The following is a 22,454-nucleotide window of genomic DNA, read 5'->3' on the forward strand; positions in this document are numbered from 1 at the left end:
CTCTAATTCTTCCCGCCTAAAAAAGGAACAAATCTAAATTCGCCAAAGGTTTCTTTAGAGAAATCGGTAGCACTTTCTCGTATGATTAACGTCATGATTTGAGGATCGCTACCTACAGGAATGACCAGCCTGCCTCCTACTTTGATTTGGCTTAACAAAGTTTGAGGTATCTCTGTTGCGCCACAAGTAACGATAATAGAATCAAAAGGCGCTTCTTCTGGAAGGCCTTTATATCCATCTCCAAAAACATATTTCTTAGGTCTGTAATTCAGCTTTCTAAAAAGCAAGCTCGTCTTTTTATACAGTTCGTTTTGACGCTCAATCGTATATACCTGTGCTTTCATTTCTAGTAAGACCGCACATTGGTAACCGCTTCCTGTTCCTATTTCTAATACTTTATGACCAGGTTTCAATTCGAGCAACTGACTTTGAAAGGCCACGGTATAAGGATGTGAGATCGTCTGGTCTGCTCCTATAGGAAAGGCTTTGTTTTGATAAGCGTGTTCTAGAAAAGAACTGTCTAGAAATAAATGCCTAGGCACTTGATTCATAGCACCTAGAACCAATTCGTCGCTGATACCTTTTGAACGCATCAGGTCCACCAGTTGGCGACGTTTTCCTTTATGTATGTAGTTATCTTTGATAAATCAAAAGTAGGTTTCAGATATCAATATTCCGCTTTTTATGTTTATCTTTTTTCAACAAAATAGGTTGGATAAAACCTTAGAAGATTCCTTCTGCTAACGATTATTTAACGATCATTTCCCTATTTTTACACAAATGCAATAATTATGCTTAAAGCTGGAGTTCTCGGTGCTGGTCACCTAGGTAAAATTCACCTTAAATTATTAAAACAAAGCGAGCGTTACGACTTGGTAGGTTTTTACGATGCAAATCCTGAATATGCCGCCCAAATTGAAGCCGATTTAGGCTATAAATACTATGCTGACGTTGACGAACTCATCGCTGCTTGCGATATGATCGATGTGGTCACACCTACTTCGTACCATCATGCGAGTGGTGTAAAGGTCTTAGAGGCTGGAAAACACCTCTTTGTTGAAAAACCCATTACAGTAACCGTAGAAGAAGCAAAGGAATTGATCTCGCTTTCGCGAAAGCGAAATTTAAAAGGTCAAGTAGGACAAGTAGAACGTTTTAACCCAGCATTTAGATCTGTGGCTGACCGTTTTGATAATCCGATGTTTATAGAAACACATCGCTTAGCAGAGTTTAATCCGCGAGGGACAGATGTCAGTGTGGTGTTGGATTTAATGATTCACGATATAGACGCTATTTTGAGCGTTGTAAAAAGCAAGGTTAAAAGTGTGAGCGCTAGTGGCGTTTCTGTAATTTCGGAAACACCTGATATTGCTAATGCCCGTATCGAATTTGAAAACGGTTGTGTGGCAAACCTTACCGCGAGCCGCATCAGTCTGAAGACCATGCGTAAAGCACGTTTCTTTCAGAAAGACGCCTACATCTCTGTAGATTTTCTAACTAAAAAGGTGGAAGTAGTACGTATGAAGGATGCTCCAAAAGTTCCAGGAGATTTTGACATGATCCTACAAAATGCAGAAGGAATCAAAAAACAAATTTATTTTGACAACCCAGATGTAGCCGATAACAATGCGATTCTAGACGAACTAGAAACCTTTGCCGATGCTATAGAAAATGACACCAGACCTATCGTAAATCTAGAAGATGGAACTGCGGCCTTAGATGTAGCCTTAAAGATCATTAAAGAATTTAGATCGCTTTAAATAGAGAATAATAAAAACAGAATCTGCAACAAGTGCGGAAACACAAAATAGCTCAATGCTTGGTGGAACGAGTCAAAACCTTTTTACCAATACAGGCTATTTAAAAATTAAACCATATGAAAAACGTAACCGTTATAGGCGCAGGAACCATGGGAAATGGTATTGCACATACATTTGCACAATCAGGATTTAAGGTCTCTCTTGTAGATAGATCCCAAGAATCTATTGATCAAGGTTTAGGTATTATTGCCAAAAACTTAGATCGCATGATTGCAAAGGAGCGCATTACAGAAGCTGACAAAGAAGCTACTTTAAGTAATATTACTTCTTTTACTGACCTAAAGGAAGGGGTTTCAAAAGCAGATCTTGTCGTAGAAGCTGCAACAGAAAACCTAAGCTTAAAACTACAAATATTTGGAGATTTGGATCAATTTGCCCCTGCAGATTGTATACTGTCCACAAACACCTCTTCTATATCGATTACTCAAATTGCAGCAGCCACTCAACGACCAGATAAAGTTATAGGGATGCACTTCATGAATCCGGTGCCTATCATGAAATTGGTAGAAATCATCAGAGGTTATTCTACTAGCGATGAGGTAACAAAAACCATCATGGACCTTTCAAAGAAATTAGGTAAAACACCAACTGAAGTAAATGATTACCCCGGTTTTGTAGCTAACCGAATTTTAATGCCGATGATTAATGAAGCTATAGAGACATTGTACAACGGTGTTGCTGGTGTAGAAGAAATTGATACCGTAATGAAATTAGGAATGGCGCATCCTATGGGACCACTTCAACTAGCTGACTTTATAGGACTAGATATATGTTTAAGCATCCTTAATGTAATGCACGGCGGATTCAAAAATCCAAAATACGCACCATGCCCCTTATTAGTCAACATGGTTATGGCTGGTAAAAAAGGAGTGAAATCTGGAGAAGGATTCTATGATTATTCAGCATCCAGAAAAGCAGAAGTAGTGAGCAAGAGCTTCCTATAAAACACCTCTCACGTTAATGGGCAAACTAAGGGGGTATCAAAATTTGTGGAAGGACATTGAAGAATGGGTTTCTGAGTATAATCATATAGACTTAGAATACCTGGAATACCGGCAGCGGGATTGGGTGAAGATGGATATATGGTCCGATAGTAACATATCTTCTTACAACCAAGTGATAGAGCCCAAAGGGAAAGCAAGACGCTTGATAACGGAAGGTTTAATAACAATTTACAAGGCGAGGAAGAAGCAATTGGATGAGCTAGGGAAACCTTATTATTTAAAAATATGGTTACACGACCGTAGGTTTTCTGAATCGCAGGTTGTTTGTGCTGTAGATGGTATGATAGATTTCTACGAGAAGACTCACGCAAAGTCAGAACACCCTTTACCTATTGAAAACTCCGCCATAAATAATATTGCAATTAAATATCCAGAATTTGAATGGGAACACCGCCTCGATGAGGAGTTGGTAGATTTCAACAAATTAGGATCACCTGATGATTACTACGAGCTTAAAGATTATCTAGAAGAGAAAAAATGGTACACTAAAATGGGTAAAAATAAACACCGTAAAATAGTAGATACTACAATTCCTGGAATCGATTACCGAGCTTTTAATAAAGGAAATCTTTGGCTGGGTCAAATCAAATAAACAACTAAATGCCAAAGATAAAACCATTTAAAGGAGTACGAGCTGCAACAGATATAGCTGCACATGTCATCTCGCGTAGTTATCAAGATTACGGTAAAAAGGAACTTAAAGCTCAGCTCAAATACAATCCTTATAGCTTTTTACATATCCTAAATCCTGGCTATAAATTCCAACAAGAGATTACGGGTATAGATAGATTTAATCTCGTGAGAAATAGGTTTCTAGAATTTAAGGAAGAAGCTTATTTAGTACAAGAGGAGCAACCTGCTTTTTACGTGTATGAAAATACAGACCCACATCATTCTTATACGGGTATTATTGCTGGAACAAGCACACAAGACTACCAAGACAATAAGATTAAAAAACATGAGGATACCTTAAGCCTTAAAGAGATTCTCTTTAAAGATTACCTTAAGGCAGCAGGTTTTAATGCAGAGCCTGTTTTGCTAACTTATAAGGACCGGCCTAGTATTAATGAGATCATCAAAGAAGTGAAATCACATCTGCCAGACCAGCATTTTTCTACTACTGATTTTAATTCGCATAAAATTTGGGCTGTTACAGACCCAAAATTGATCCAATCTATAGAAAGTGAGTTTAGAAAAATTCCAGAAACCTATATTGCAGACGGTCACCACCGCAGTGCTAGCTCTAGTTTGCTTTCTCAAGAAATGCAGGGCAAACAAGACAGCTATCATTATTTTATGAGTCTGCTTATTGCCGAAAGTCAGCTTCATATATATGAATTTAACAGGCAGGTAACCGATTTAAACGGACTGAGCAAACAGGAGTTTTTGATGCAACTGGATCAGCATTTTAGAATTCAGAATCGAGGTCAAGAATTGTACAAACCCTCTAAGAAACATCATTTCAGTATGTATTTAGATGGAGATTTTTACAGTCTTTATTTGCGTAAGAGTTTATATAAAATCACGACTCCATTGCAAGATCTGGACACCCAAATGTTGTATGACTTGGTTTTAAAACCTATTTTGGGAATAGATGATCTACGTACTAATGATAGGATCAAGTACAGCTATGGGAAACACGATATGGTTCAAATCAAAGAGCGTGTGGATAAAAAGGAGTTTGAAGTAGGTTTTGGCCTATTTCCAGCAACTGTAGAACAAATGAAATCCATTGCAGATGCAGATCTGAGAATGCCTCCCAAAAGTACTTTTATCCGTCCCAAACTGCCTAGCGGTTTGATAATTTATGAATTTTAGAAATGAGCACAATTAAAGAATCACTGTTAAGCTTTCGCGAAAGCGTAGAACCACAAGCCACTCTAGTAGCTGTCAGTAAAACAAAACCTATAAGCGATCTTCAAGAAGCTTATGAGGCTGGGCAACGACATTTAGGTGAGAATAAAATCCAGGAAATGACTGAAAAGTGGGAAGCACTTCCTAAGGACATCCACTGGCATATGATAGGCCATACACAGCGCAACAAAGTAAAGTATATGGCGCCCTATGTGCATTTGATACACAGTGTGGATTCCCCGAGATTGCTTAAGGAAATCAATAAACAAGCAAAAAATAACGATCGAATTATCAATTGCTTGCTGCAAATACATATAGCACAAGAAGATTCTAAATTTGGATTTGATGAGAAAGAATTGATCGCTTTACTAAAGGATCAAGCTTTTAAGGATTACGAGCATGTTCAAATCAAAGGACTCATGGGAATGGCCACTTTTACGGATAACAAAGATCAAGTAACAGCAGAATTCAAATCCCTTGCTGATTTGTATAAAAAAATACAAAAAGAAGAATTGTTGTCTTCCAGACACGATTTTACAGAATTGTCTATGGGAATGACAGGCGATTATCAAATTGCCTTAGAAGAAGGCTCTACCATGGTGCGTATAGGAAGTGCTATTTTTGGGAGTAGAAATTGATGTTAAAATAGTTATTTAGAAAACACCTCCTATTTGTAGGTATCTTACTCTATGAATTTAAAACCTGTTGATGAATCTTACCTTAAGCATACCCGCACTACTTTTTCCAGCAATATCCTTAACGATGCTCGCTTACAATGCAAGGTATCTAGCTATTGCTGCATTAATTAGGAGTTTATTTAGCAAGTATGAAGAAAATGAATCTGACAAAATAATAGTTCAAGTACGCCAATTAAGAAGACGATTGACCATTATAAAGAACATGCAAGCGGTTGCTATTTTGAGTTTCCTGCTCGCAGTAGTTACCATGTTCTTGATTTATATCGAACAAGGCTTTTGGGCAAAAATCGTTTTTGGAACAAGTCTAGTAGCATTAATGATCTCGCTCATTTTATCTTTAATCGAGGTGCAACTTTCTACAAAAGCATTGAGCGTTCAGTTGCAAAGTATAGGGAGGAAGAGTTGATGCTTTTTAAAATATTTTGGAATAAAAAAAGGGAGGAATCAGCTGATTCCTCCCTTTTTATTATGCGACAAGAGTGATTATTATTTAAGCACTTCGCTCAAATCATATCCGCCAAATTTTTTCATGTAAGACCTTACACTACTCCCGTAAGCATCTTTGTTACTTTTGCGTCCATTAGATTTTAAAAACTTTCTTACACCTCCTGGTCCAGAAAGATGGGCTGCAGCAAGCATACCACTTTGGGTAACCTCTACACCAGCGATCGTTTTACCTTCATACTTCTTTATGTAAGATTTTAGCGATCTATTGTTATAACGTAAATTTTGAATAAACACTCTTTCTTGAAGTCTTATAGACTTGAGAAATGCTGTGGTGTCCGTAACACCAAAATGAGCTAATGTCACCACACCAAACTGATATTTACCCATATAGCCTAAGGTATTCACTCGCCAGTGTTGACCTCTGGATTCTTTAAAAGCAAGTGCTTCTTTAAAGGATACAAAACTATCGGCACTGGAAGTTGCCAGCGAATAGTCACGAAGACTGACGTCTTCTTCTTCTTCAGTGACCTTAAAAGGCCCCACTTTTCTTACCTCTATTGCAGCTGCTGTTGCAGTGTCGTCAGTGTAAGAATCGGCTTTAACATACTTAAAAACCGAAAAGCTCATCAGCAGTATTGCTGGATAAGCTATAAAACTCACATATTGTGATCTCATAGATGTTGTTTTCGAAAGTTTCTGTCACTTCTTTCTATAGCGGCGCAAATTTACGACACTATCTCACTTAAAATCTTGGGAACTGTTAAAGAAGTTATTAATGCCTCTAAAAACGTTTAATAGCACCTTAAGAGGACTATTGGTCTCAGCCTACATGGAAAGAAGGTAGTTGGTCTTGTAAACTATCCTAATGATTAACTTAGGATAACCCTAATCAAGAGTTTTGTTATTGATTTACAGCCTTTTATTAACAATAAATAACATTTACTCTCTCAAAATCAAATAATTAAGGGTAAATTAATAGAATTGATAAAAGAAATCTTTCAAAAAAAGCTCCCTCTACAGTTTCATTCTAACAAAGCTTTGATCCTCGAAGAATTCTATGGGATTCTTATGGCGTGTGCCTAACCGTAGCTAACCGAAGGCTTATCCACCTGCTTTGTACTCCTTTTAAATAAGGAATGGCTCTATCTATATAATAGGTCTAGAGTAAAGACAGCCTTATGATGGAAACATGAATTAGGCAAACTACTTGTTATTCTTTGCAATCCACCTTCTATATTCTGCAGCATTGCGATTGTGCTGTGCGAGCGTTTTAGCAAACTTATGGTAACCAAAATTCTGTACATCGGCTACAAAATATAAGTAGTCGTGATTTTCTGGGTGGAGCACCGCATTAATGGCAGATAGATCAGGAGTCACAATAGGACCTGGTGGCAAAGTAGCATACTTATAGGTATTGTAGGGATTATCAATCTCTAGATACACATAAAGTACCTGCTTAATTTGTTGGTCAAAATCATTTTCTGTTATTTTCTTTGCATAAATCACTGTAGGATCTGCATCTAGTTTGATACCTCTAGAAAGTCGGTTGAGATAGACTCCAGCAACTCTCGGCATTTCGTCCACCTTAGCGGTTTCCTTTTGAACTATAGAAGCCAGTGTGTAGACTTCACTAGGTGAAAGATCTAATTTTTTTGCTTTAGCACGTTTTTCGGCAGTCCAAAATTGATTGTGATAATCCAACATTTTATCTCTAAAACGAGCTGCTGTCGTATTCCAATAGGTCTCATACGAATTGGATAAGTACAAACTCAAAGCGTTTTGGGCATTCAGCTTATTCTCCTTTAAAAATTCTGGGTCACGCATCGCGTTTAAAAAACTAAGACTGTCCGGTTCCATTTGTTGTGATAACCTTCCAGCGAGGTTTTCCAGACGTTCTTGGTTATTAAAAGTGACTTTAATAGGCCTATTTTGACTACGTACCGTGTTGATGATCTCGTTATTATTAGAGCCTTTTTTGATGAGAAACCGACCTGATTTTACGTTTTCATGATACTTCTTTTTTACAGCGGTAGTATGTAAATCCTCCCGATTCTTAACTCCATCTGCAATGATCAAAAAAGCGGTGTTGTAATCGGCATCGGTTGGAATAAAAACTTCGTAGGTTTCTGACTCAAAATTAGTGTTTGGTGAAAAGAGTACCGCCCATACGTTATAGGCAAAGAATCCCATGATAACAAGCCCTACCAGCACTATTCCAAGGATGATTTTTTTGTAATTACTATTCATTGATCAGTTGATAAAGATGTTCGTTTTTATAAGATTTTTCTGTGGCAATCCAGTCTTTTTTAATTCCGCTTTCGCGAAAGCGAACCCTTTCAAACAGTTTGCGACTTGCCATATTATCTTCACTAATACTGGCATATAATTGATGTAGTCTTAAATGTTTAAAAGCATAGTCGATGATCAATTCCAACCCAGAAGTAGCAAGGCCTTGTGACCGATCTGATTCTTGAGAGATCACAATTCCTACTCCAGCGCGTTTGTGATACGGATCAAAATCATACAGGTCTACCACTCCTTTTATTTCATTTTGTCTAGTACAAATAGCAAGTCTCAATTGCTTTACTTCGTATATATCACGGTGTGCATTCTCTAAGTATTCCCTGATGGTGAATTTAGAAAAAGGAGTGATGGTGTGACCAAACTCCCATAAATCTGGATTGTTCTCGAGTTGATAAATAAAATCTAAATCCTCTGGGTCAACGGCTCGTAAGCTACATATGTCATTTTGTAACATCATAGGTTGATCTCGCCTTTAAAAACTTGTATTGCTGGACCAGTAAGCCATATATCTTCATATCCTTGTGGTGTAGGCTGGAATTTCACCTTTAACTCACCACCTGGTGTGTGAAGAATTACTTCGTTATTTTTAGTTTGCTGGGTACTGTGCATCGCTAATGCCACTGCGGTAACTCCTGTACCACAGCTCAATGTCTCGTCTTCTACGCCTCGTTCGTAAGTGCGTACTTTGAACACATGACCTCCTTGCGGCTCTACAAAATTGATATTGGCACCTTCTTTACCGTACAATTTATTCCTTAAATACCTGCCTTGAGTAAGGACATCGATATGGTCCAGATCATCTGTTAACTCTACATGATGTGGCGATCCAGTATGAGTAAAAACATGTCCATCAAAAACTTGTACCGCAGGCACATTACTCATTTGCAGACTGACCGAACCCTTATCAAATAAATGTGCATGATGCACTCCGTCTGTGGCTTCAAAGCTGGCATGATCCTTTATAATTCCTAAAAACTGCGCAAAACTTACTAAACAACGGCCACCATTTCCACACATGCTACTTTCCTTACCATCTGCATTGTAATAGACCATAGTAAAATCAAGGCTGTCGTGATTTTCTAGCAGCAGCAATCCATCTGCTCCTATTCCAAATTTTCGATCACAGAGATGAGCGATAAGCTCCGTGTCTTTTTTGTCAAAAGAATGCTTGCGGTTATCGATGATAACGAAGTCGTTACCCGTGCCTTGATACTTAAAGAATGAGATTGTGTCCATTGCTACAAAAATACAGTAAGTGATTGAATTTTCTAAGTGTTAAACAGCGTTAAACCTATTTATTAAACACAATTTAATCTGTAATTTAGGTTGTGGAGCCAGAATTTGTAACAATTCATTCTAATTACCGAAAAATTGTTCTTAATTAAAAAAAAAAGCACATGAAATCATTTATCAAGACATTAGGGATAGCCATCCTTGGTGGCGCAGTTGTTTTAGGATCTTATAAATTCTTTTTTGAGGAAGATCCCCTACAACGCACGTACACAAAACAAACACAAATAGAAGATACGCTGTCTGTTTCGCCCGTAAATTATGTGGCTAGCACCTCCATAGCAGGAGTTGATTTTACAGAAGCTGCAGAAAAGACCGTACATGCCGTAGTTCACGTTAAAAACAAAACTGTTTCAAGAGTACGACAATCTTGGTCAGATTTAAGGTCTGGCCGCGTGCCGTACAGAGAAACTATAGGAAGCGGAAGTGGTGTTATCATCACAGAAGATGGTTATATCGTGACCAATAATCACGTGATCGCGAATGCTCGTGAGCTAGAAGTGACTTTAAATAACAATAAGACTTACAAAGCAAAGTTAATAGGAGCAGAACCTAATAGCGATATTGCTCTTTTAAAAATTGATGCTGATGAAGCCTTGCCTTATATTGTATTTGGCAATTCTGACCAGACTAGAATTGGCGAGTGGGTACTTGCCGTAGGAAATCCATTTAACCTGACCAGCACGGTGACTGCGGGAATTATAAGTGCCAAAGGTCGTGATCTCGATGAAACAGACGCTAACGTACAAAGCTTTATACAAACTGATGCCGCTGTTAACCCAGGGAATTCTGGTGGAGCGCTAGTCAATACTAATGGGGAGTTAATAGGGATCAATACGGCGATTGCTTCTAAAACCGGATCTTACGTAGGTTACTCCTTTGCGGTACCTTCTAACAATGCTCGTAAAATCATTAACGATATCATGGAGTTTGGTTTTGTTCAAAAAGGAATGTTGGGAATAAGCGGTGGCGATCTCAATGGAAACATTGCAGATGAATTAGACATAAATGAAAGTGAAGGGATTTTCGTTTCTGCGGTTTTAGAAGATAGTGGTGCTGCACGTGCTGGACTGCGCAGTGGTGACGTGATTACGAGGATTGATGATATCAAAATGAAGAAGTTTTCAGATCTGACAGGATATGTCAACAGTAAAAACCCTGGAGATAAAGTCGTTGCTACTGTATTGAGAGATCAGAAGGTGATGAACGTAACGATCGAACTAACCAAAAACAGTACCGTAAGCATACCTTCTATCGATATGGATTTGCGCAATCTTACAGAAGAAGATCGCAGGCAATTTAAAGTAACTGACGGAGTGAAAATCGTTGCTACTACTGGCGGCCTTTCCAAGTATGATTTAAGAAATTACATCATCACTAAAATTAATGAGGAGGATGTAAATGATATTGATGACGTACAACAACTATTAAGAAGGTTACCTCCTAATGGTACCATCTTGATACAAATGAAAAATAGTGCCGGAGAAGTGGAACGTTTTAGATATACAATGGATTAGGAGATTAGGTGATTAGTTGATTAGTGGATTAGTTGATTAGGTGATTAGGTGATTAGGTGATTAGTTGATTAGGTGATTAGGTGATTAGGTGATTAGGTTGATTAGGTGATTAGGTGATTAGTGGATTAGGTGATTAGTGGATTAAGTGATTAGTGGATTAGGTGATTAGGTGATTAGGTGATTAGGTGAAATTTAAAAATCTCCAGATGGCATAGATGCTCATTTGGAGATTTTTTTATTTTACTATAATTATATTTGGGAAAAACAAGCTAAATGAAGTACAAATCCCACATTTATTTATTAACTGTGCTATTAATTGCTTCTTGTAACAACGATAAAAAAATTGTTCCTGATAATTTGAGAAAACTATCAGAAAAAGAACAAATTGAAATCGCTGAGAAAAGAATGAATTACAATTATGATACTGTTGTTTACAAAAATGAAGCTGGGGAAACGATTACAGCAGACTCCATAGCTAAAATATCCACTGATGAGAATTTTGCTTCAGATGTATATTTAAATAAAAGTAACGAACCAGAAATTATTATAATTCGCCGAGCTACAGAGCATGACAAAGATTTTATAAGTCAGATAGCAGCAATCTACAACCAAGAAGTAGTTGAGCCCGTCCTCATAATAGATATTGATTGCGCTCAAATTAAAGAAATATTAATCGAAGTGTACTCATTAGACCAAAATATGAGAATGGATGGCAGTCCATTTGATCCTAGCATAGACCGTGAAAATTTGGTCAAAGTGATAAGCTTAATTGAAAATTGTGGAATGCCTACTTTAGAAAATGTAAATAAAAAGGAACTGTTAGCAATTTGGCTGGTCTTTCAACACGCTGATAATTACCATCGCAAAAAATATTTACCCCAATTAAAGAAATCTGCCGAAAATGGCGATTTAAGAAAAAGTGAAATGGCGCTTATGGAAGATAGAATCTTAATGGATGATAGAAAACCACAAATTTATGGTTCACAAATTACTGATAATGAAGAAAGAAACGGCTGGATGTTATATGACTTAGAAAATCCAGAAAGTGTCGACCGAAGAAGAGCTGACGTTGGACTTGAACCTCTAAACGAATATGTAAAGCAATGGGATATTGAATTTGATATTAAGCAAAACAAGTTAAATTAAGCACAATAAAACATACACCTAATAACGAGGTAGTTATTTATATAACTTAAAATTTATTTACGAATCCGCTTAGTTTTTAAATTAATTCCTCGTTAAATTAGACTCAGCAGGTAATTATTTTAAAAATAAAAAATCCATATAGAAATTAGGAAGCTTTTGGGATCTCTTAAAATTCTAAAGATGAAAAGTATCAAGGCCTTCTTGATGGGGGGCTGAATGTTTTTTAATGAATATGGTTCCCTTAGTCGCTCCTATAGATAAAGTAAAAAAAAGTGAATTCTAATACCAAGTTATTACACAGATGTAAAATAGTGCCGGAGAATTGGAACGTTTTAGATATACAATGAATTAGTTATGAGGTATGATGAATTCCTATAAGCTTCATTTATTTAGTTGGTGGGACTTTAAATTATCAAAAAATGCCATTTAAATTCTCCTACAAAAAAGCAGACTTCCGTCTGCTCAATAGAAAGCACACTGTAGGCGACAAAATAGATTCTTAACGGCGCAATTTATTCCGCTGGTGAGCATTGAAAAGGTTAAGAATTTATATCTCCGATAACAAAGTAGAATTTATTGTGCCGGTTATAAATTCTAAAGTCTCCAAATGATCTCAAAACATTTAGGGACTTTTACGTGTCATTATAAAAGATAAATACGGGTGAATACAAAGCTAACATTGGCTATTGACAAAGCAATTATAGAAGAAGCAAAAGCTTACGCATCTTCAAGCGGTAGTAGCTTATCTGCTGTGATAGAAGAGTACTTGAAAGCGATTACTGTACCTAAGAAAAAAACGCAAGTCCAACTTAATGAAGAAGTTAGTTTAGTGTTAGGATCTGTGACCATAAACGAAGAAAGAAGCTACAAAGAATTGCGTGATGAAGCCGTGACTGATAAATATCTGAAAGGAATAAAGTTATTTTAGATACTAATTTATTGTTAGACTTTTTATTGGACAGAAAGCCTTTTAGTAGAGATGTTGCAGTTTTTTTAAATCACTTATCAAATTCTGATCTAGTTTTAGATGTTGCTTCTATCAGTTTGCAAAATATCAACTACATTATCGCAAAAGCCAAAAACAGGAAATCTGCCCACTTAAAAATATCAAAAATTAATAGTTTAGTAAATGTGTTGAATGTCGGGCAGAAAGAAATCCATCCCATCTATCTAAATTTAAAGATTTTGAAGATGGATTCCAAAATTTCTGTGCCTCAAAAAATAATCATAGCATCATTATTACTGGCCATGTAAAAGATTATAAAGAAAGTGAATTATCAATTCGTACTCCAGAAGAGTATTTGGCTTTGATTGCTACCTAATCCACAAGTTGGTATTCTGGGTAGGTCTCTTGGAGGTATTCTTCTGCTCGTTTAGGTATTTCCACGAGCATGACATAGATCATGATGCACATAAGTACAAACAGAAAGCTTATGCCACCTAATACGTAATCATTACTAGTTGCTAATGACTCTGTATTAGGCATAATAATATTAAAAATGTGTATAGGTATTAAGCCAAAGCCAAGGCCAACACCTTGCTGCATAATCATATCTTTAAACAACCATTTTTTTTCTCCACTTTCCTCAGCTCGCTTTCTTTTGCGGTAATTTGAAACGATCAAGATTGCAAAATAACCAAAGCATAATATAACTAAAATGCCTAGAAAATAATCTGGGGTTATAGTCAGCAATCGCAACAAATAGAAAACCAAAAAGCTGAATAAAACCAACATAAATATTTTAGGTATTTTAAAAAAACCTAGAACGTGTTTCCATATCAATTTAGAATACTTTTTACCTAACGACTTCTGGCGTTCTTCTACTACATCCATAAAGCCAAAAACTCCAAATTTCTTAAACTCCCTTTGTAGGGCATCTTCAAAGCTTAACATAGGGTTTTCTTCCCATTGTTGCTCAATACCATTTGCTAGATGATCTACTAGCTCTGATTGCAAATCATACCATTCTACGTAGTGTTTTCTAGTAAAGCTAAACAGTTGTTCAATTTGGATGGCATTTACCTTCATACTAATAAGCTAATTTAGGATTAATAATGGCTTGCATGTTTTCCATATACTCTTTAAGCTCTGCAAGCATGGCAACGGTTTGTTTTTTTCCTTGTGGTGTCAACGAATAATATTTGCGAATTCGGTTCTCTACCTTCTCAGCAGCAACTTTCAAATGCCCTTCTGACTCTAATTTATGAAGTGATGGGTACAAAGCCCCTTCCTTAATATCCATACGGCCCCCGGTTATTTCTTTCACTTTTTGAGTGATCTCATAACCGTACATTTTGCCTTCTTGCTCGAGTAATCGCATGATAATAGTGGTTAAACTACCTCTGTATAATTGATTATTTGACATACCTAAGATTCTTAGGTGTAAATATACATAAGAATCTTAGGCAAGCAAATCAATCTGGTAAAAATTGTCTTCTTTCTACTTTTTAGATTTGTAGAATTCTTTAGGATCCAGACTTTTTATCTACTCCTGTTTTCAGAATACAGGAGTCTGAGAAGATACATTCTAGTTAAATATTTAAAAGTTTTAATCTATGGACAGCTAACAGTTCAGTGAAGTGAGCACCGTATATATTTTGTTTGCTTTGTGTTTATTTATATTTTTTATAAGGCCGCTTTCGCGAAAGCGGAGCTGACATCAAACTGGTCCCGAACAGCCATCAAGATACCGTATGAAAAAATTTAGAATTAAGTCATAATTAATTTCACTATAACGTTATAGTATGATTACTTTTGCAAAAATTTTAAACACATTAAACCCACATTTATGAGTAACCCGATAGATACTTATGAAAAAGAGCTCGCTTTTCAAACCGACAGACGACGTGCAGCTGTCGCCTTTATAAAAGCTGTAAGCGATTTATGGTACGACCGTTCTATAGAATTGGTTCTTTTTAGAAACCAATTGATCGATAGAAACGTGAGCCAAATCATTAATTTACATGAATATGCTGGCCAATTTGTTCAAAAGCCTATTTCGGTTTTTGATAGTGTGGAAATTGCTCAAGCAATTCTATCCTTAGACTTACCGCCTTCTAAACTAGATATAGGTAAACTTACTTATGAGTACCATTTGGAGGAAAATGAAATGCAAGACGCCATGAGTTTTGTGATGAACAAACTAGGAGATGCTCAAAAATCAGAAGAAATCACTCCTAAAGATGTGGTTCTTTATGGTTTTGGTCGAATAGGTAGGTTACTTGCCCGCGAATTAATGTCCAAAGCAGGAAAAGGAAGCCAACTCAGATTGCGTGCTATTGTTACTCGTGGAGCAATTACAGAATCTGTTTTAGAAAAACGTGCTTCACTCCTGGCCCAAGACAGTGTTCATGGTGATTTTTCTGGAACAGTGGGTTACAATGTAGAGCAGGAATCTCTTATTGTAAATGGAACCACTGTAAAATTGATCAGTGCTACTGCGCCTGAAGAAATAGATTATACGGCTTACGGTATACATAATGCTCTTATTATTGATAATACGGGAGCTTTTAGAGATGATGTTGCCTTAGCACGTCACTTAAAAGCAAAAGGGGCTCATAAAGTGTTGCTTACTGCACCTGGTAAAGGAATACCTAACATCGTACACGGTGTCAATCATTTGGAATACGATCCAGATCAAGTAGATATTTTCTCTGCTGCCAGTTGTACGACTAATGCCATTACTCCTGTTTTAAAGGCGATAGAAGATAGTTTTGGTGTAAAAAAAGGACATTTAGAGACCATACATGCCTATACCAACGATCAGAATCTAGTAGACAATATGCACAGCAAGTACCGCCGTGGTCGTGCTGCTGCATTGAACATGGTAATTACAGAGACTGGGGCTGGCCAAGCGGTAAGCAAGGCGCTTCCTTCTTTTGAAGGGAAATTAACCTCTAATGCCATACGTGTCCCTGTACCTAATGGTTCTCTAGCAATTTTAAACTTAGAATTAGAAACTGCTACCTCTAAAGATGCGCTTAACGCTACTCTTAAGAAATATGCACTAGAAGGTGATCTGGTAGAACAAATCAAATACTCTATAGATAACGAGTTGGTTTCCAGTGATATTATAGGATCTAATGCGCCCTCCATTTATGATTCTAACGCTACCATCGTAGGACCTGACGGTAAAAATGTAGTGATTTATGTATGGTATGATAATGAATACGGTTACAGTCATCAGGTCATACGACTGGCTAAATATATTGCTAAGGTGAGAAGATTTACCTATTACTAGAAGTTAAAAATTCTTGTTGAAATTTTCTAAAACGTGAAAAAGCCATCTCTATCTGAGATGGCTTTTTTGATAAATATTATATTTTGAAAATGTACTAAAACTTTACAGTACTCATCGTTTCCAGCGCTTTACCAATTAGAGTATCTCCTTTTATAATTTCAAAGGTCTCCTTATTTGCTGTATCATCATGCAATACTCTGGTCAATACCTGAGCTACATCTGTTCTGGAAATAGATCCTTGCTCACTTAATTTATGTGACAATTGGATATGCTGCGTACCTCCGTCATTAGTTAATGCCCCTGGTCTTACAATGGTATAATTAAGACCGCTGTTTCTAAGATAGATATCTGCATGGTGTTTTGCTACCATATATTCATGCAATTCTTTCACTTCTTCTGGTTGATCAGCCCCCATAGAACTTAACATGACAAACTTCTTGATATGGTTAGCCATGGACGCATCTATAAACCTCTTTGCTCCTTCTTGATCTATTTCTACTACATTTTTACCACCAGACCCAGCTGCAAATATGACTTTATCCATATTTTTACAAGTATGAGAAAGGTCTTCAGAGAGATCTCCCATAATCCATTGGACATTTTGATCTTCAAAAAAAGATTTTTGATCCTCTTTACGTATCATCGCTATAGGCTCAAAATACTGAGATTCTTTTAAAAAGTTTACAATTTTTTTTCCTGTTGCGCCGGTTGCGCCTGCTATTAGTACTTTTTCCATAATCTTAATATAGGGAAATGGACTGTGTTTTGTTGGGAGGTTGCATAGTTTAACCAAGCTTTGTGCTTGTATTAACTTGGTATTCTTTTTTATTTAAGTTTTCTTTAACTTTACCATTGTAAAAATCACAACAATACTTAGGAAAGCTGTTGCAGCATTTATTTACTATTGTCTTTTACTTAAAACCGTTTTAATTATGAAACTTACTTTATTAGTACTTGCTTTTTTACTTTCTATTGCTGCTGTAAATGCCCAAGAATGGGAAGTTTATAAAAATGAAACGCTCGAGTTTAGAGCAGAATATCCGGATACTCCTGATAAGACAGTTCAAAAAGTAGCTACTGCTGTTGGACAACTGGACATGCACATGATCATGTATGCACCTAATTCAAATGATGATAACGCCGTTTACTCCATCATACGCTCAGATTATCCAGAGGATTCATTTACAGACGCTGATGAGGCAAGGTACCTTGAAATACTCGATGGTGCCGTTGAAGGTGCTCGTAGCAATCTAAATGGTACTATGGTTTTTGATAGAAGTGTTACTTTTAACGGTTTTCCTGGAAGGTATATTAAAATCGAAATACCAGGAGCCTATGTTTACATGAATGCGATACTGGTAAATAATACCATGTTTATTGCCCAAGTTATTTGCGAAACAGAGAAAGACAACAACTCGAGTATTCAAAAGTTTTTAAACTCGTTTGACATTATTAAAGTCAGAGAATAGTTGGTTTGCTTACATACTAAAATGTAGTAGCTTCACGATTTCTAAATAGATACATGCACTTAAAACCTCTTACTTCCCTACGATTTTTATTTGCGTTGATGGTTTTTGTCTCTCATCTTGATTTTTTAAGGAGAAGCAATTATGAATGGTTGAGAACTGTATACCAAGATATTTTAGTTCATGGCTATATAGGTGTGAGTTTCTTTTTTATTCTCAGTGGTTTTATATTGACACATGTCTATCATTCTCAAATCGATGCTAGTAAAAAAGAGCGTAAGAAGTTTTTTATTGCCCGACTAGCGCGCATCTATCCGTTGCATTTTGTGACATTTTTAATTGCGATTCCGTTGATGTTTTGGGGACAGGAAATCAATGCAAAAGGATGGCTACTTGGGTTATCCAACGCTACGCTCACACAGAGTTATTTACCTTTTAAAGAGTTGTATTTCTCTTTCAATGGCCCTTCCTGGAGTGTTTCCTGTGAAGTATTTTTCTATTTGTGCTTTCCATTTTTACTCCGCTTTTTTGTTAAGATAGGTCAATTGAAATACTACCTCACTGCAGCATTGGCTTTGACAATTTTACTACTTCCCCATTTTATTGATTCCCAATGGCATCACGGGTTGTTTTATATCAATCCGTTGTTTAGAATAGTTGATTTTATACTTGGAATCGTTTTGTACGATCTATACGTGCACCTCAAAAGTAAAAAACCCCTGATTCATTTCACTAGACTTGAACTGTTGAGCATTGGTGTTTTTATGTTGTTTTTCAGCTTGCGCAATAAGGTTTCAGAAACAGCTCTTTACAGTGTGTTTTATTGGATTCCAATGATGGGGATGATTCTTGTTTTTGCCTTTCAAAAAGGTAAAATATCAGAAATTTTAAGTCATAAATATGCCCTCTGGCTAGGTGAAATAAGCTTTGGGTTCTATATGATACATCATTTGGTGTTGCGTTATTTCACTTTAGGAAACGGGAAGTTGGAATGGGTGACCAACGATTATATCATTATAAGCATACTGCTATCGATTTCCATTATTGGTGCAGGAATAAGCCATCGTTTTTTTGAAGTTCCTTTAAATAGGATGATACGACATAAGTGTAAATAAAGCCTAAAGAAGGTTGCGACTGCAATTTACATTTTTGCCTTCAACACTTTGGAAGCTTGGGTATAACCGCCATTATCTCCATCTAGAAAATGGATGTGATAATCATCTACCGCGGTGACAAAGCAAGATAGAATACTACTCGAACTCGTATAATAACCATACTTCAACTTGTTTGCTCCTTCTAACTCGTCCAGGTAGGCAAGTAATTCATCCCGTTGAGATGCTTCTCCTGTGATAACTGTGTTGATAGAACCATCGAGTAATAAGGTCTCTGTCAGTTGTATCAAATCATTGAGATAGTTCTTACCAGGCCTGGTATATGTAGTAAAAATACTTCCTGCGATACTACGCCACCAGCTGGCAGCTATTTTCCCTCCAGTTACCTCCTTATATTTCATTTTCACCTCATTTTTAAATCTGCTTAAGTGGTGTACCATTTTTAACTTACCAGCAGAGATAGGGTGCCTTATCGTATCTTCTCCGTAAATGAGATCCATTTTTTTCAACACCTCACTGTACAGTTCTGATTGTGATGCTACCGCAGCGGCGCTTATGATGAGCGATAAGACTTCATTACCTTTTTGAGGTGGTTTTATTTTATCCCATTTACACTCCATTCCTTGCAGGTCTAGATTATAAGTCCTCTGTTCCATAGTCTTTTGTGGCTCACTTGCTTTTATAGAACGTTCTGCCATTTGTAGCGCATCGCCTAGTATAATAGGCATTCTATGTAAATCATTGTGCTTGTATTTAGCTATTCTAAGTTGTGCCCCTTGCTCTTTCATTTTTCCCACATTGCGATGACCTACACGCAAAAAGAAATCAAAAGAAAGGCTGCAACGTTCTTGATGCAATTGCAATGCAAATAAACAATCTGCTAGGATTTCATTTGGAACCAGTAAAGTAGCTCCATCACCACCAAAAAAGAACGGGATATCAATGCCTTTAGCTCGAGAAATATTTAAACAAGCTACTATAGAGCCTGTGGCGGCAAGATTTACTAATTGCTGTTTCCCTTCCTGTACTGCTTGAGTAGAATTCTTTATATCAGTCACGATGATATTCCATTCATTAGGCACCTCTGTAAAGGCGGTCTTTTCTAAGAGCAACTCGTGCAGTGCGCCATAATGGAGGTGTAATTGGGAATAAAAGGAACTGTATTTATACGACATCTTCAAACTTACGTTATTCCGCTTATATCTATGCTAGGAATCGCTAAAATCAGTTCCTCCCCTCTGCCCATTAAAACCATTTTAAATTCTTATTTTTACGTTAGATGAATCTTTTAAAAAAGTTATGTTTGGTAGTTGGTTTGGTTTTCGCTTTCGCGAAAGCGGAATCACAAGTAGTTATTAACGAGTTTGATGCCAATACTCCTAGCACAGATACTGCCGAATTTATCGAATTAAAATCAGACGCTCCATTCTTCTCTTTACATGGATATGTACTCGTTTTATTCAATGGCTCTTCTAGCTTTACTACAGGTATGGGAAGGAGTTATTACGCATTAGATCTGGATAGTTATACCACCGATTCCAACGGTCTTTTTGTAATTGGAGGATCAGATGTGTCACCAGTTGCAGACGTACTCCTATTAAACAATACCATCCAAAACGGTACAGATGCTATCGCACTATATTTAGGAAATGATACCGACTGGCCAGAATTTACTTTTGCTAGTCCCTCCAACTTAGTTCAATCAGTAATTTATGGAACCCAAGCAAACAGCATTCAAAATCTTATCAATTTATTAGGCCAACAACCCGTATATAATGAAGCTATTAATGGGAATAATGATACAGAATCCTTTCAGCTTAAAATGGACGGTACATTTGAAGTAAAAGCACCAACCCCACATGCTCTTAATGACGCAAGCTTTCCCAGCTATATAGGACTAAGTTTTACCACTAGTAAGCTGGAACTGACGGAGCCAGACAGCTTTGATGTCATTTTTACACTTAGTCAAGCTCCTACAGCAGCTTTTACATTGGGGTTTAGCTTCCATAATTTTGGCTTTAACACAGCAGACTATACTGGAGCAACTACTTTTACCATCCCCGCGGGACAGAACAGTACCACACTCAGTTACACGATCGTGGATGATGCCCTCGATGAAGGAGATGAGTCCTTGCTTATAGACCTAGATAATAATTTACCAGTAGGATTTAAAAGATTAAAAGACCGCGAAGAACTATTTGTGATCGACAACGACTTCCAAGTTGCCGGTTATGGGACACCACTAGCGCCTACTTATGGAAATGTGTCCAGCAGCGCGCCTGCTAATTATTACAACATTATCAACCAGCTTGCTTCACCACAACTAGAGCTTGCAATTACGACATTAATTGCCGAAGAAAATATAGTACGTATACACACCTATAGCGATGTAACAGACATTTTAAAAGAGGCAGATGTCTCTCCTTTAAACTCCAACAAGGTCTGGCTGATGTATACGGAGCAGGAACGAAGAGTTATAAATTTTCAAACCAGTAGTTCCAGCATTGGTAAGTGGAATAGAGAGCACATTTGGTCGCGCTCACGAGGTCGCTTTACAGACATTGAGTACGATGGGCTTAGTGATGGAATGTCCATCTGGACAGAAACCAATGCAGACAGTTTGCGTCACGGTCAAAGCGATGCACATCATCTTAGAGCTACTGATGGACCAGAAAACAGTTCCAGAGGAAATAGCGATTATCCAGAATACAACGGCCCTATTAGTTCACAAGGCAGTTGGCATGGCGATGTAGCTCGTGCGCTATTTTACATGGATTTACGCTACAACAATTTAACCTTAGTAAATGGAAACCCGGCAAATAGTACTATTGGACAACTAGGAGATCTTGCTACTTTGATACAGTGGCACAGAAATGATCCGCCAGATGATTTTGAAATGAATCGCAATAATGTGGTCTATAATTGGCAAATCAATAGAAACCCATTTATAGATCTACCAGATTTGGTGGAGTTTATTTATGGCAACCAGGTAGGCCAAATCTTTACTTTGTCCGAAGAGACAGAAGTGCTTTCTCAAATTGTATGCACCCCTAACCCGACTAACAATGAATTAAGGCTAGCGCATATTATCAGTCCGGTAGCGCTTTTTATTTACGATGCATACGGAAGAATGGTGCTTACGCAAGAATTGAATCAAGATACCACTATCTACCACGATCTTAAATCTGGAATCTATCTCGTACATTTTAAAAAAGGAAATCAGACTAGGGTTGAGAAACTGTTGGTGAGGTGAACCGGCCAGTTATTATTAGTTTTATAAAATAATAAAAAGAAATACATGTGCGCACTCGTTGCCAACTAGCGCTAGCAAAAGATAAATAGCTAGACAGTTCTTGTGGAAAATAAAAAAGAAGTTCACCTATAATTACCCCAAGTCTTATAAATGTCCTCTTGTTTTTTTTTGGATTGTTAGACCGTTATTTTCCCACTTATTCTGGTGTAGATACGGGAGGTTTTTTTTAGAGCTGTTATAATGGAAGGTATTTTTTTGTCTGGTTGTTGGGTTTCTTCTCTATAAACTTTTATCAAAATAGA

General features: G+C 37.0%; 23 protein-coding genes. 14 read left to right on the top strand and 9 right to left on the bottom strand.

Annotated features, from left to right (window positions below; all coding sequences use genetic code 11):
* Window positions 1-2: 2 nt before the first annotated feature.
* Window positions 3-644, bottom strand: a complete 642-nt coding sequence (locus F0365_RS13705; protein WP_169934871.1) for a protein-L-isoaspartate(D-aspartate) O-methyltransferase — start codon at window positions 642-644, stop codon at window positions 3-5.
* A 147-nt stretch (window positions 645-791) separates the two neighbouring features.
* Here F0365_RS13705 and F0365_RS13710 point away from each other — a divergent pair, with 147 nt between their 5' ends.
* The 6 genes from F0365_RS13710 to F0365_RS13735 all read left to right on the top strand — a co-directional run bounded on the left by F0365_RS13710 (window position 792) and on the right by F0365_RS13735 (window position 5,782).
* Window positions 792-1,760 (top strand): Gfo/Idh/MocA family protein, encoded by a 969-nt coding sequence (locus F0365_RS13710; RefSeq protein WP_169934217.1) that lies wholly within the window; start codon window positions 792-794, stop codon window positions 1,758-1,760.
* Window positions 1,761-1,876: 116 nt separating this feature from the next.
* Window positions 1,877-2,764 (top strand): 3-hydroxyacyl-CoA dehydrogenase family protein, encoded by an 888-nt coding sequence (locus tag F0365_RS13715; protein WP_169934218.1) that lies wholly within the window; start codon window positions 1,877-1,879, stop codon window positions 2,762-2,764.
* 16 nt (window positions 2,765-2,780) lie between these two features.
* Window positions 2,781-3,416: a hypothetical protein gene (locus tag F0365_RS13720; RefSeq protein WP_169934219.1), complete on the top strand. Its 636-nt coding sequence runs from the start codon at window positions 2,781-2,783 to the stop codon at window positions 3,414-3,416.
* Window positions 3,417-3,424: 8 nt separating this feature from the next.
* Window positions 3,425-4,642, top strand: a complete 1,218-nt coding sequence (locus tag F0365_RS13725; protein WP_169934220.1) for a DUF1015 domain-containing protein — start codon at window positions 3,425-3,427, stop codon at window positions 4,640-4,642.
* Window positions 4,643-4,644: 2 nt separating this feature from the next.
* Window positions 4,645-5,316, top strand: a complete 672-nt coding sequence (locus F0365_RS13730; RefSeq protein WP_169934221.1) for a YggS family pyridoxal phosphate-dependent enzyme — start codon at window positions 4,645-4,647, stop codon at window positions 5,314-5,316.
* 70 nt (window positions 5,317-5,386) lie between these two features.
* Complete coding sequence (locus F0365_RS13735) at window positions 5,387-5,782, top strand: DUF2721 domain-containing protein (protein WP_169934222.1); 396 nt, start codon at window positions 5,387-5,389, stop codon at window positions 5,780-5,782.
* An 80-nt stretch (window positions 5,783-5,862) separates the two neighbouring features.
* Here F0365_RS13735 and F0365_RS13740 read toward each other — a convergent pair whose 3' ends face one another.
* The 4 genes from F0365_RS13740 to dapF all read right to left on the bottom strand — a co-directional run bounded on the left by F0365_RS13740 (window position 5,863) and on the right by dapF (window position 9,363).
* Entirely contained in the window at window positions 5,863-6,498 is a 636-nt protein-coding gene (locus F0365_RS13740) for a peptidoglycan-binding protein LysM (protein WP_169934223.1), read from the bottom strand.
* Window positions 6,499-7,026: 528 nt separating this feature from the next.
* Window positions 7,027-8,070, bottom strand: a complete 1,044-nt coding sequence (gene mltG / locus F0365_RS13745; RefSeq protein ID WP_169934224.1) for an endolytic transglycosylase MltG — start codon at window positions 8,068-8,070, stop codon at window positions 7,027-7,029.
* Window positions 8,063-8,584 (bottom strand): GNAT family N-acetyltransferase, encoded by a 522-nt coding sequence (locus F0365_RS13750; RefSeq protein ID WP_169934225.1) that lies wholly within the window; start codon window positions 8,582-8,584, stop codon window positions 8,063-8,065. The genes mltG and F0365_RS13750 overlap by 8 nt, the downstream gene beginning before the upstream one ends.
* Window positions 8,581-9,363: a diaminopimelate epimerase gene (dapF, locus tag F0365_RS13755; protein ID WP_169934226.1), complete on the bottom strand. Its 783-nt coding sequence runs from the start codon at window positions 9,361-9,363 to the stop codon at window positions 8,581-8,583. The genes F0365_RS13750 and dapF overlap by 4 nt, the downstream gene beginning before the upstream one ends.
* 161 nt (window positions 9,364-9,524) lie before the next feature.
* On the opposite strand from dapF, the gene F0365_RS13760 reads away from it, so the two are divergent.
* The 4 genes from F0365_RS13760 to F0365_RS13775 all read left to right on the top strand — a co-directional run bounded on the left by F0365_RS13760 (window position 9,525) and on the right by F0365_RS13775 (window position 13,334).
* Window positions 9,525-10,934: a trypsin-like peptidase domain-containing protein gene (locus tag F0365_RS13760; protein ID WP_169934227.1), complete on the top strand. Its 1,410-nt coding sequence runs from the start codon at window positions 9,525-9,527 to the stop codon at window positions 10,932-10,934.
* Between the two features lie 273 nt (window positions 10,935-11,207).
* The gene (locus F0365_RS13765; protein WP_169934228.1) at window positions 11,208-12,080 is read left to right on the top strand and encodes a DUF6624 domain-containing protein; all 873 of its coding nucleotides are present in this window, start codon (window positions 11,208-11,210) and stop codon (window positions 12,078-12,080) included.
* Between the two features lie 661 nt (window positions 12,081-12,741).
* Window positions 12,742-13,008 (top strand): DUF6364 family protein, encoded by a 267-nt coding sequence (locus F0365_RS13770; protein ID WP_169934229.1) that lies wholly within the window; start codon window positions 12,742-12,744, stop codon window positions 13,006-13,008.
* Between the two features lie 11 nt (window positions 13,009-13,019).
* Window positions 13,020-13,334: a hypothetical protein gene (locus F0365_RS13775; protein ID WP_169934230.1), complete on the top strand. Its 315-nt coding sequence runs from the start codon at window positions 13,020-13,022 to the stop codon at window positions 13,332-13,334.
* Window positions 13,335-13,398: 64 nt separating this feature from the next.
* Here the strand turns inward: F0365_RS13775 and F0365_RS13780 are convergent, their stop codons facing one another.
* Both F0365_RS13780 and F0365_RS13785 read right to left on the bottom strand, forming a co-directional pair.
* A complete protein-coding gene (locus F0365_RS13780; RefSeq protein WP_169934231.1) occupies window positions 13,399-14,109 on the bottom strand; it encodes a hypothetical protein in 711 nt (236 codons plus the stop codon).
* Window position 14,110: 1 nt separating this feature from the next.
* Window positions 14,111-14,446: a PadR family transcriptional regulator gene (locus F0365_RS13785; protein WP_169934232.1), complete on the bottom strand. Its 336-nt coding sequence runs from the start codon at window positions 14,444-14,446 to the stop codon at window positions 14,111-14,113.
* A gap of 423 nt (window positions 14,447-14,869) precedes the next feature.
* Here F0365_RS13785 and F0365_RS13790 point away from each other — a divergent pair, with 423 nt between their 5' ends.
* A complete protein-coding gene (locus F0365_RS13790; RefSeq protein ID WP_169934233.1) occupies window positions 14,870-16,321 on the top strand; it encodes a glyceraldehyde-3-phosphate dehydrogenase in 1,452 nt (483 codons plus the stop codon).
* A 94-nt stretch (window positions 16,322-16,415) separates the two neighbouring features.
* On the opposite strand, the gene F0365_RS13795 is transcribed toward F0365_RS13790, so the two are convergent.
* Complete coding sequence (locus tag F0365_RS13795; RefSeq protein ID WP_169934234.1) at window positions 16,416-17,057, bottom strand: SDR family oxidoreductase; 642 nt, start codon at window positions 17,055-17,057, stop codon at window positions 16,416-16,418.
* Window positions 17,058-17,253: 196 nt separating this feature from the next.
* Here F0365_RS13795 and F0365_RS13800 point away from each other — a divergent pair, with 196 nt between their 5' ends.
* Both F0365_RS13800 and F0365_RS13805 read left to right on the top strand, forming a co-directional pair.
* Window positions 17,254-17,790 carry a hypothetical protein gene (locus F0365_RS13800; protein ID WP_169934235.1) on the top strand — a complete coding sequence of 179 codons (537 nt, stop codon included), beginning with the start codon at window positions 17,254-17,256 and terminating at the stop codon, window positions 17,788-17,790.
* A gap of 53 nt (window positions 17,791-17,843) precedes the next feature.
* Entirely contained in the window at window positions 17,844-18,902 is a 1,059-nt protein-coding gene (locus tag F0365_RS13805) for an acyltransferase family protein (protein ID WP_169934236.1), read from the top strand.
* Window positions 18,903-18,928: 26 nt separating this feature from the next.
* Here the strand turns inward: F0365_RS13805 and F0365_RS13810 are convergent, their stop codons facing one another.
* Window positions 18,929-20,074, bottom strand: a complete 1,146-nt coding sequence (locus F0365_RS13810; RefSeq protein WP_169934237.1) for a DUF3095 family protein — start codon at window positions 20,072-20,074, stop codon at window positions 18,929-18,931.
* A 104-nt stretch (window positions 20,075-20,178) separates the two neighbouring features.
* Here F0365_RS13810 and F0365_RS13815 point away from each other — a divergent pair, with 104 nt between their 5' ends.
* A complete protein-coding gene (locus F0365_RS13815) occupies window positions 20,179-22,152 on the top strand; it encodes an endonuclease (RefSeq protein WP_169934238.1) in 1,974 nt (657 codons plus the stop codon).
* Window positions 22,153-22,454: the final 302 nt, after the last annotated feature.

Source organism: Nonlabens sp. Ci31, assembly GCF_012974865.1.
Classification (GTDB): Bacteria; Bacteroidota; Bacteroidia; order Flavobacteriales; family Flavobacteriaceae; genus Nonlabens.

What these genes read in the sequence shown, in the direction of transcription:
- F0365_RS13760 (WP_169934227.1), top strand. Translation starts at nt 9,525, where the DNA reads ATGAAATCATTTATCAAGACATTAGGGATAGCCATCCTTGGTGGCGCA.
- F0365_RS13805 (WP_169934236.1), top strand. Translation starts at nt 17,844, where the DNA reads ATGCACTTAAAACCTCTTACTTCCCTACGATTTTTATTTGCGTTGATG.
- F0365_RS13720 (WP_169934219.1), top strand. Translation starts at nt 2,781, where the DNA reads ATGGGCAAACTAAGGGGGTATCAAAATTTGTGGAAGGACATTGAAGAA.
- mltG (WP_169934224.1), bottom strand. Translation starts at nt 8,070, where the DNA reads ATGAATAGTAATTACAAAAAAATCATCCTTGGAATAGTGCTGGTAGGG.
- F0365_RS13715 (WP_169934218.1), top strand. Translation starts at nt 1,877, where the DNA reads ATGAAAAACGTAACCGTTATAGGCGCAGGAACCATGGGAAATGGTATT.
- F0365_RS13810 (WP_169934237.1), bottom strand. Translation starts at nt 20,074, where the DNA reads ATGTCGTATAAATACAGTTCCTTTTATTCCCAATTACACCTCCATTAT.
- F0365_RS13750 (WP_169934225.1), bottom strand. Translation starts at nt 8,584, where the DNA reads ATGATGTTACAAAATGACATATGTAGCTTACGAGCCGTTGACCCAGAG.
- F0365_RS13710 (WP_169934217.1), top strand. Translation starts at nt 792, where the DNA reads ATGCTTAAAGCTGGAGTTCTCGGTGCTGGTCACCTAGGTAAAATTCAC.
- F0365_RS13730 (WP_169934221.1), top strand. Translation starts at nt 4,645, where the DNA reads ATGAGCACAATTAAAGAATCACTGTTAAGCTTTCGCGAAAGCGTAGAA.
- F0365_RS13815 (WP_169934238.1), top strand. Translation starts at nt 20,179, where the DNA reads ATGAATCTTTTAAAAAAGTTATGTTTGGTAGTTGGTTTGGTTTTCGCT.
- F0365_RS13735 (WP_169934222.1), top strand. Translation starts at nt 5,387, where the DNA reads ATGAATCTTACCTTAAGCATACCCGCACTACTTTTTCCAGCAATATCC.
- F0365_RS13725 (WP_169934220.1), top strand. Translation starts at nt 3,425, where the DNA reads ATGCCAAAGATAAAACCATTTAAAGGAGTACGAGCTGCAACAGATATA.
- F0365_RS13780 (WP_169934231.1), bottom strand. Translation starts at nt 14,109, where the DNA reads ATGAAGGTAAATGCCATCCAAATTGAACAACTGTTTAGCTTTACTAGA.
- F0365_RS13740 (WP_169934223.1), bottom strand. Translation starts at nt 6,498, where the DNA reads ATGAGATCACAATATGTGAGTTTTATAGCTTATCCAGCAATACTGCTG.
- dapF (WP_169934226.1), bottom strand. Translation starts at nt 9,363, where the DNA reads ATGGACACAATCTCATTCTTTAAGTATCAAGGCACGGGTAACGACTTC.
- F0365_RS13795 (WP_169934234.1), bottom strand. Translation starts at nt 17,057, where the DNA reads ATGGAAAAAGTACTAATAGCAGGCGCAACCGGCGCAACAGGAAAAAAA.
- F0365_RS13765 (WP_169934228.1), top strand. Translation starts at nt 11,208, where the DNA reads ATGAAGTACAAATCCCACATTTATTTATTAACTGTGCTATTAATTGCT.
- F0365_RS13790 (WP_169934233.1), top strand. Translation starts at nt 14,870, where the DNA reads ATGAGTAACCCGATAGATACTTATGAAAAAGAGCTCGCTTTTCAAACC.
- F0365_RS13785 (WP_169934232.1), bottom strand. Translation starts at nt 14,446, where the DNA reads ATGTCAAATAATCAATTATACAGAGGTAGTTTAACCACTATTATCATG.
- F0365_RS13800 (WP_169934235.1), top strand. Translation starts at nt 17,254, where the DNA reads ATGAAACTTACTTTATTAGTACTTGCTTTTTTACTTTCTATTGCTGCT.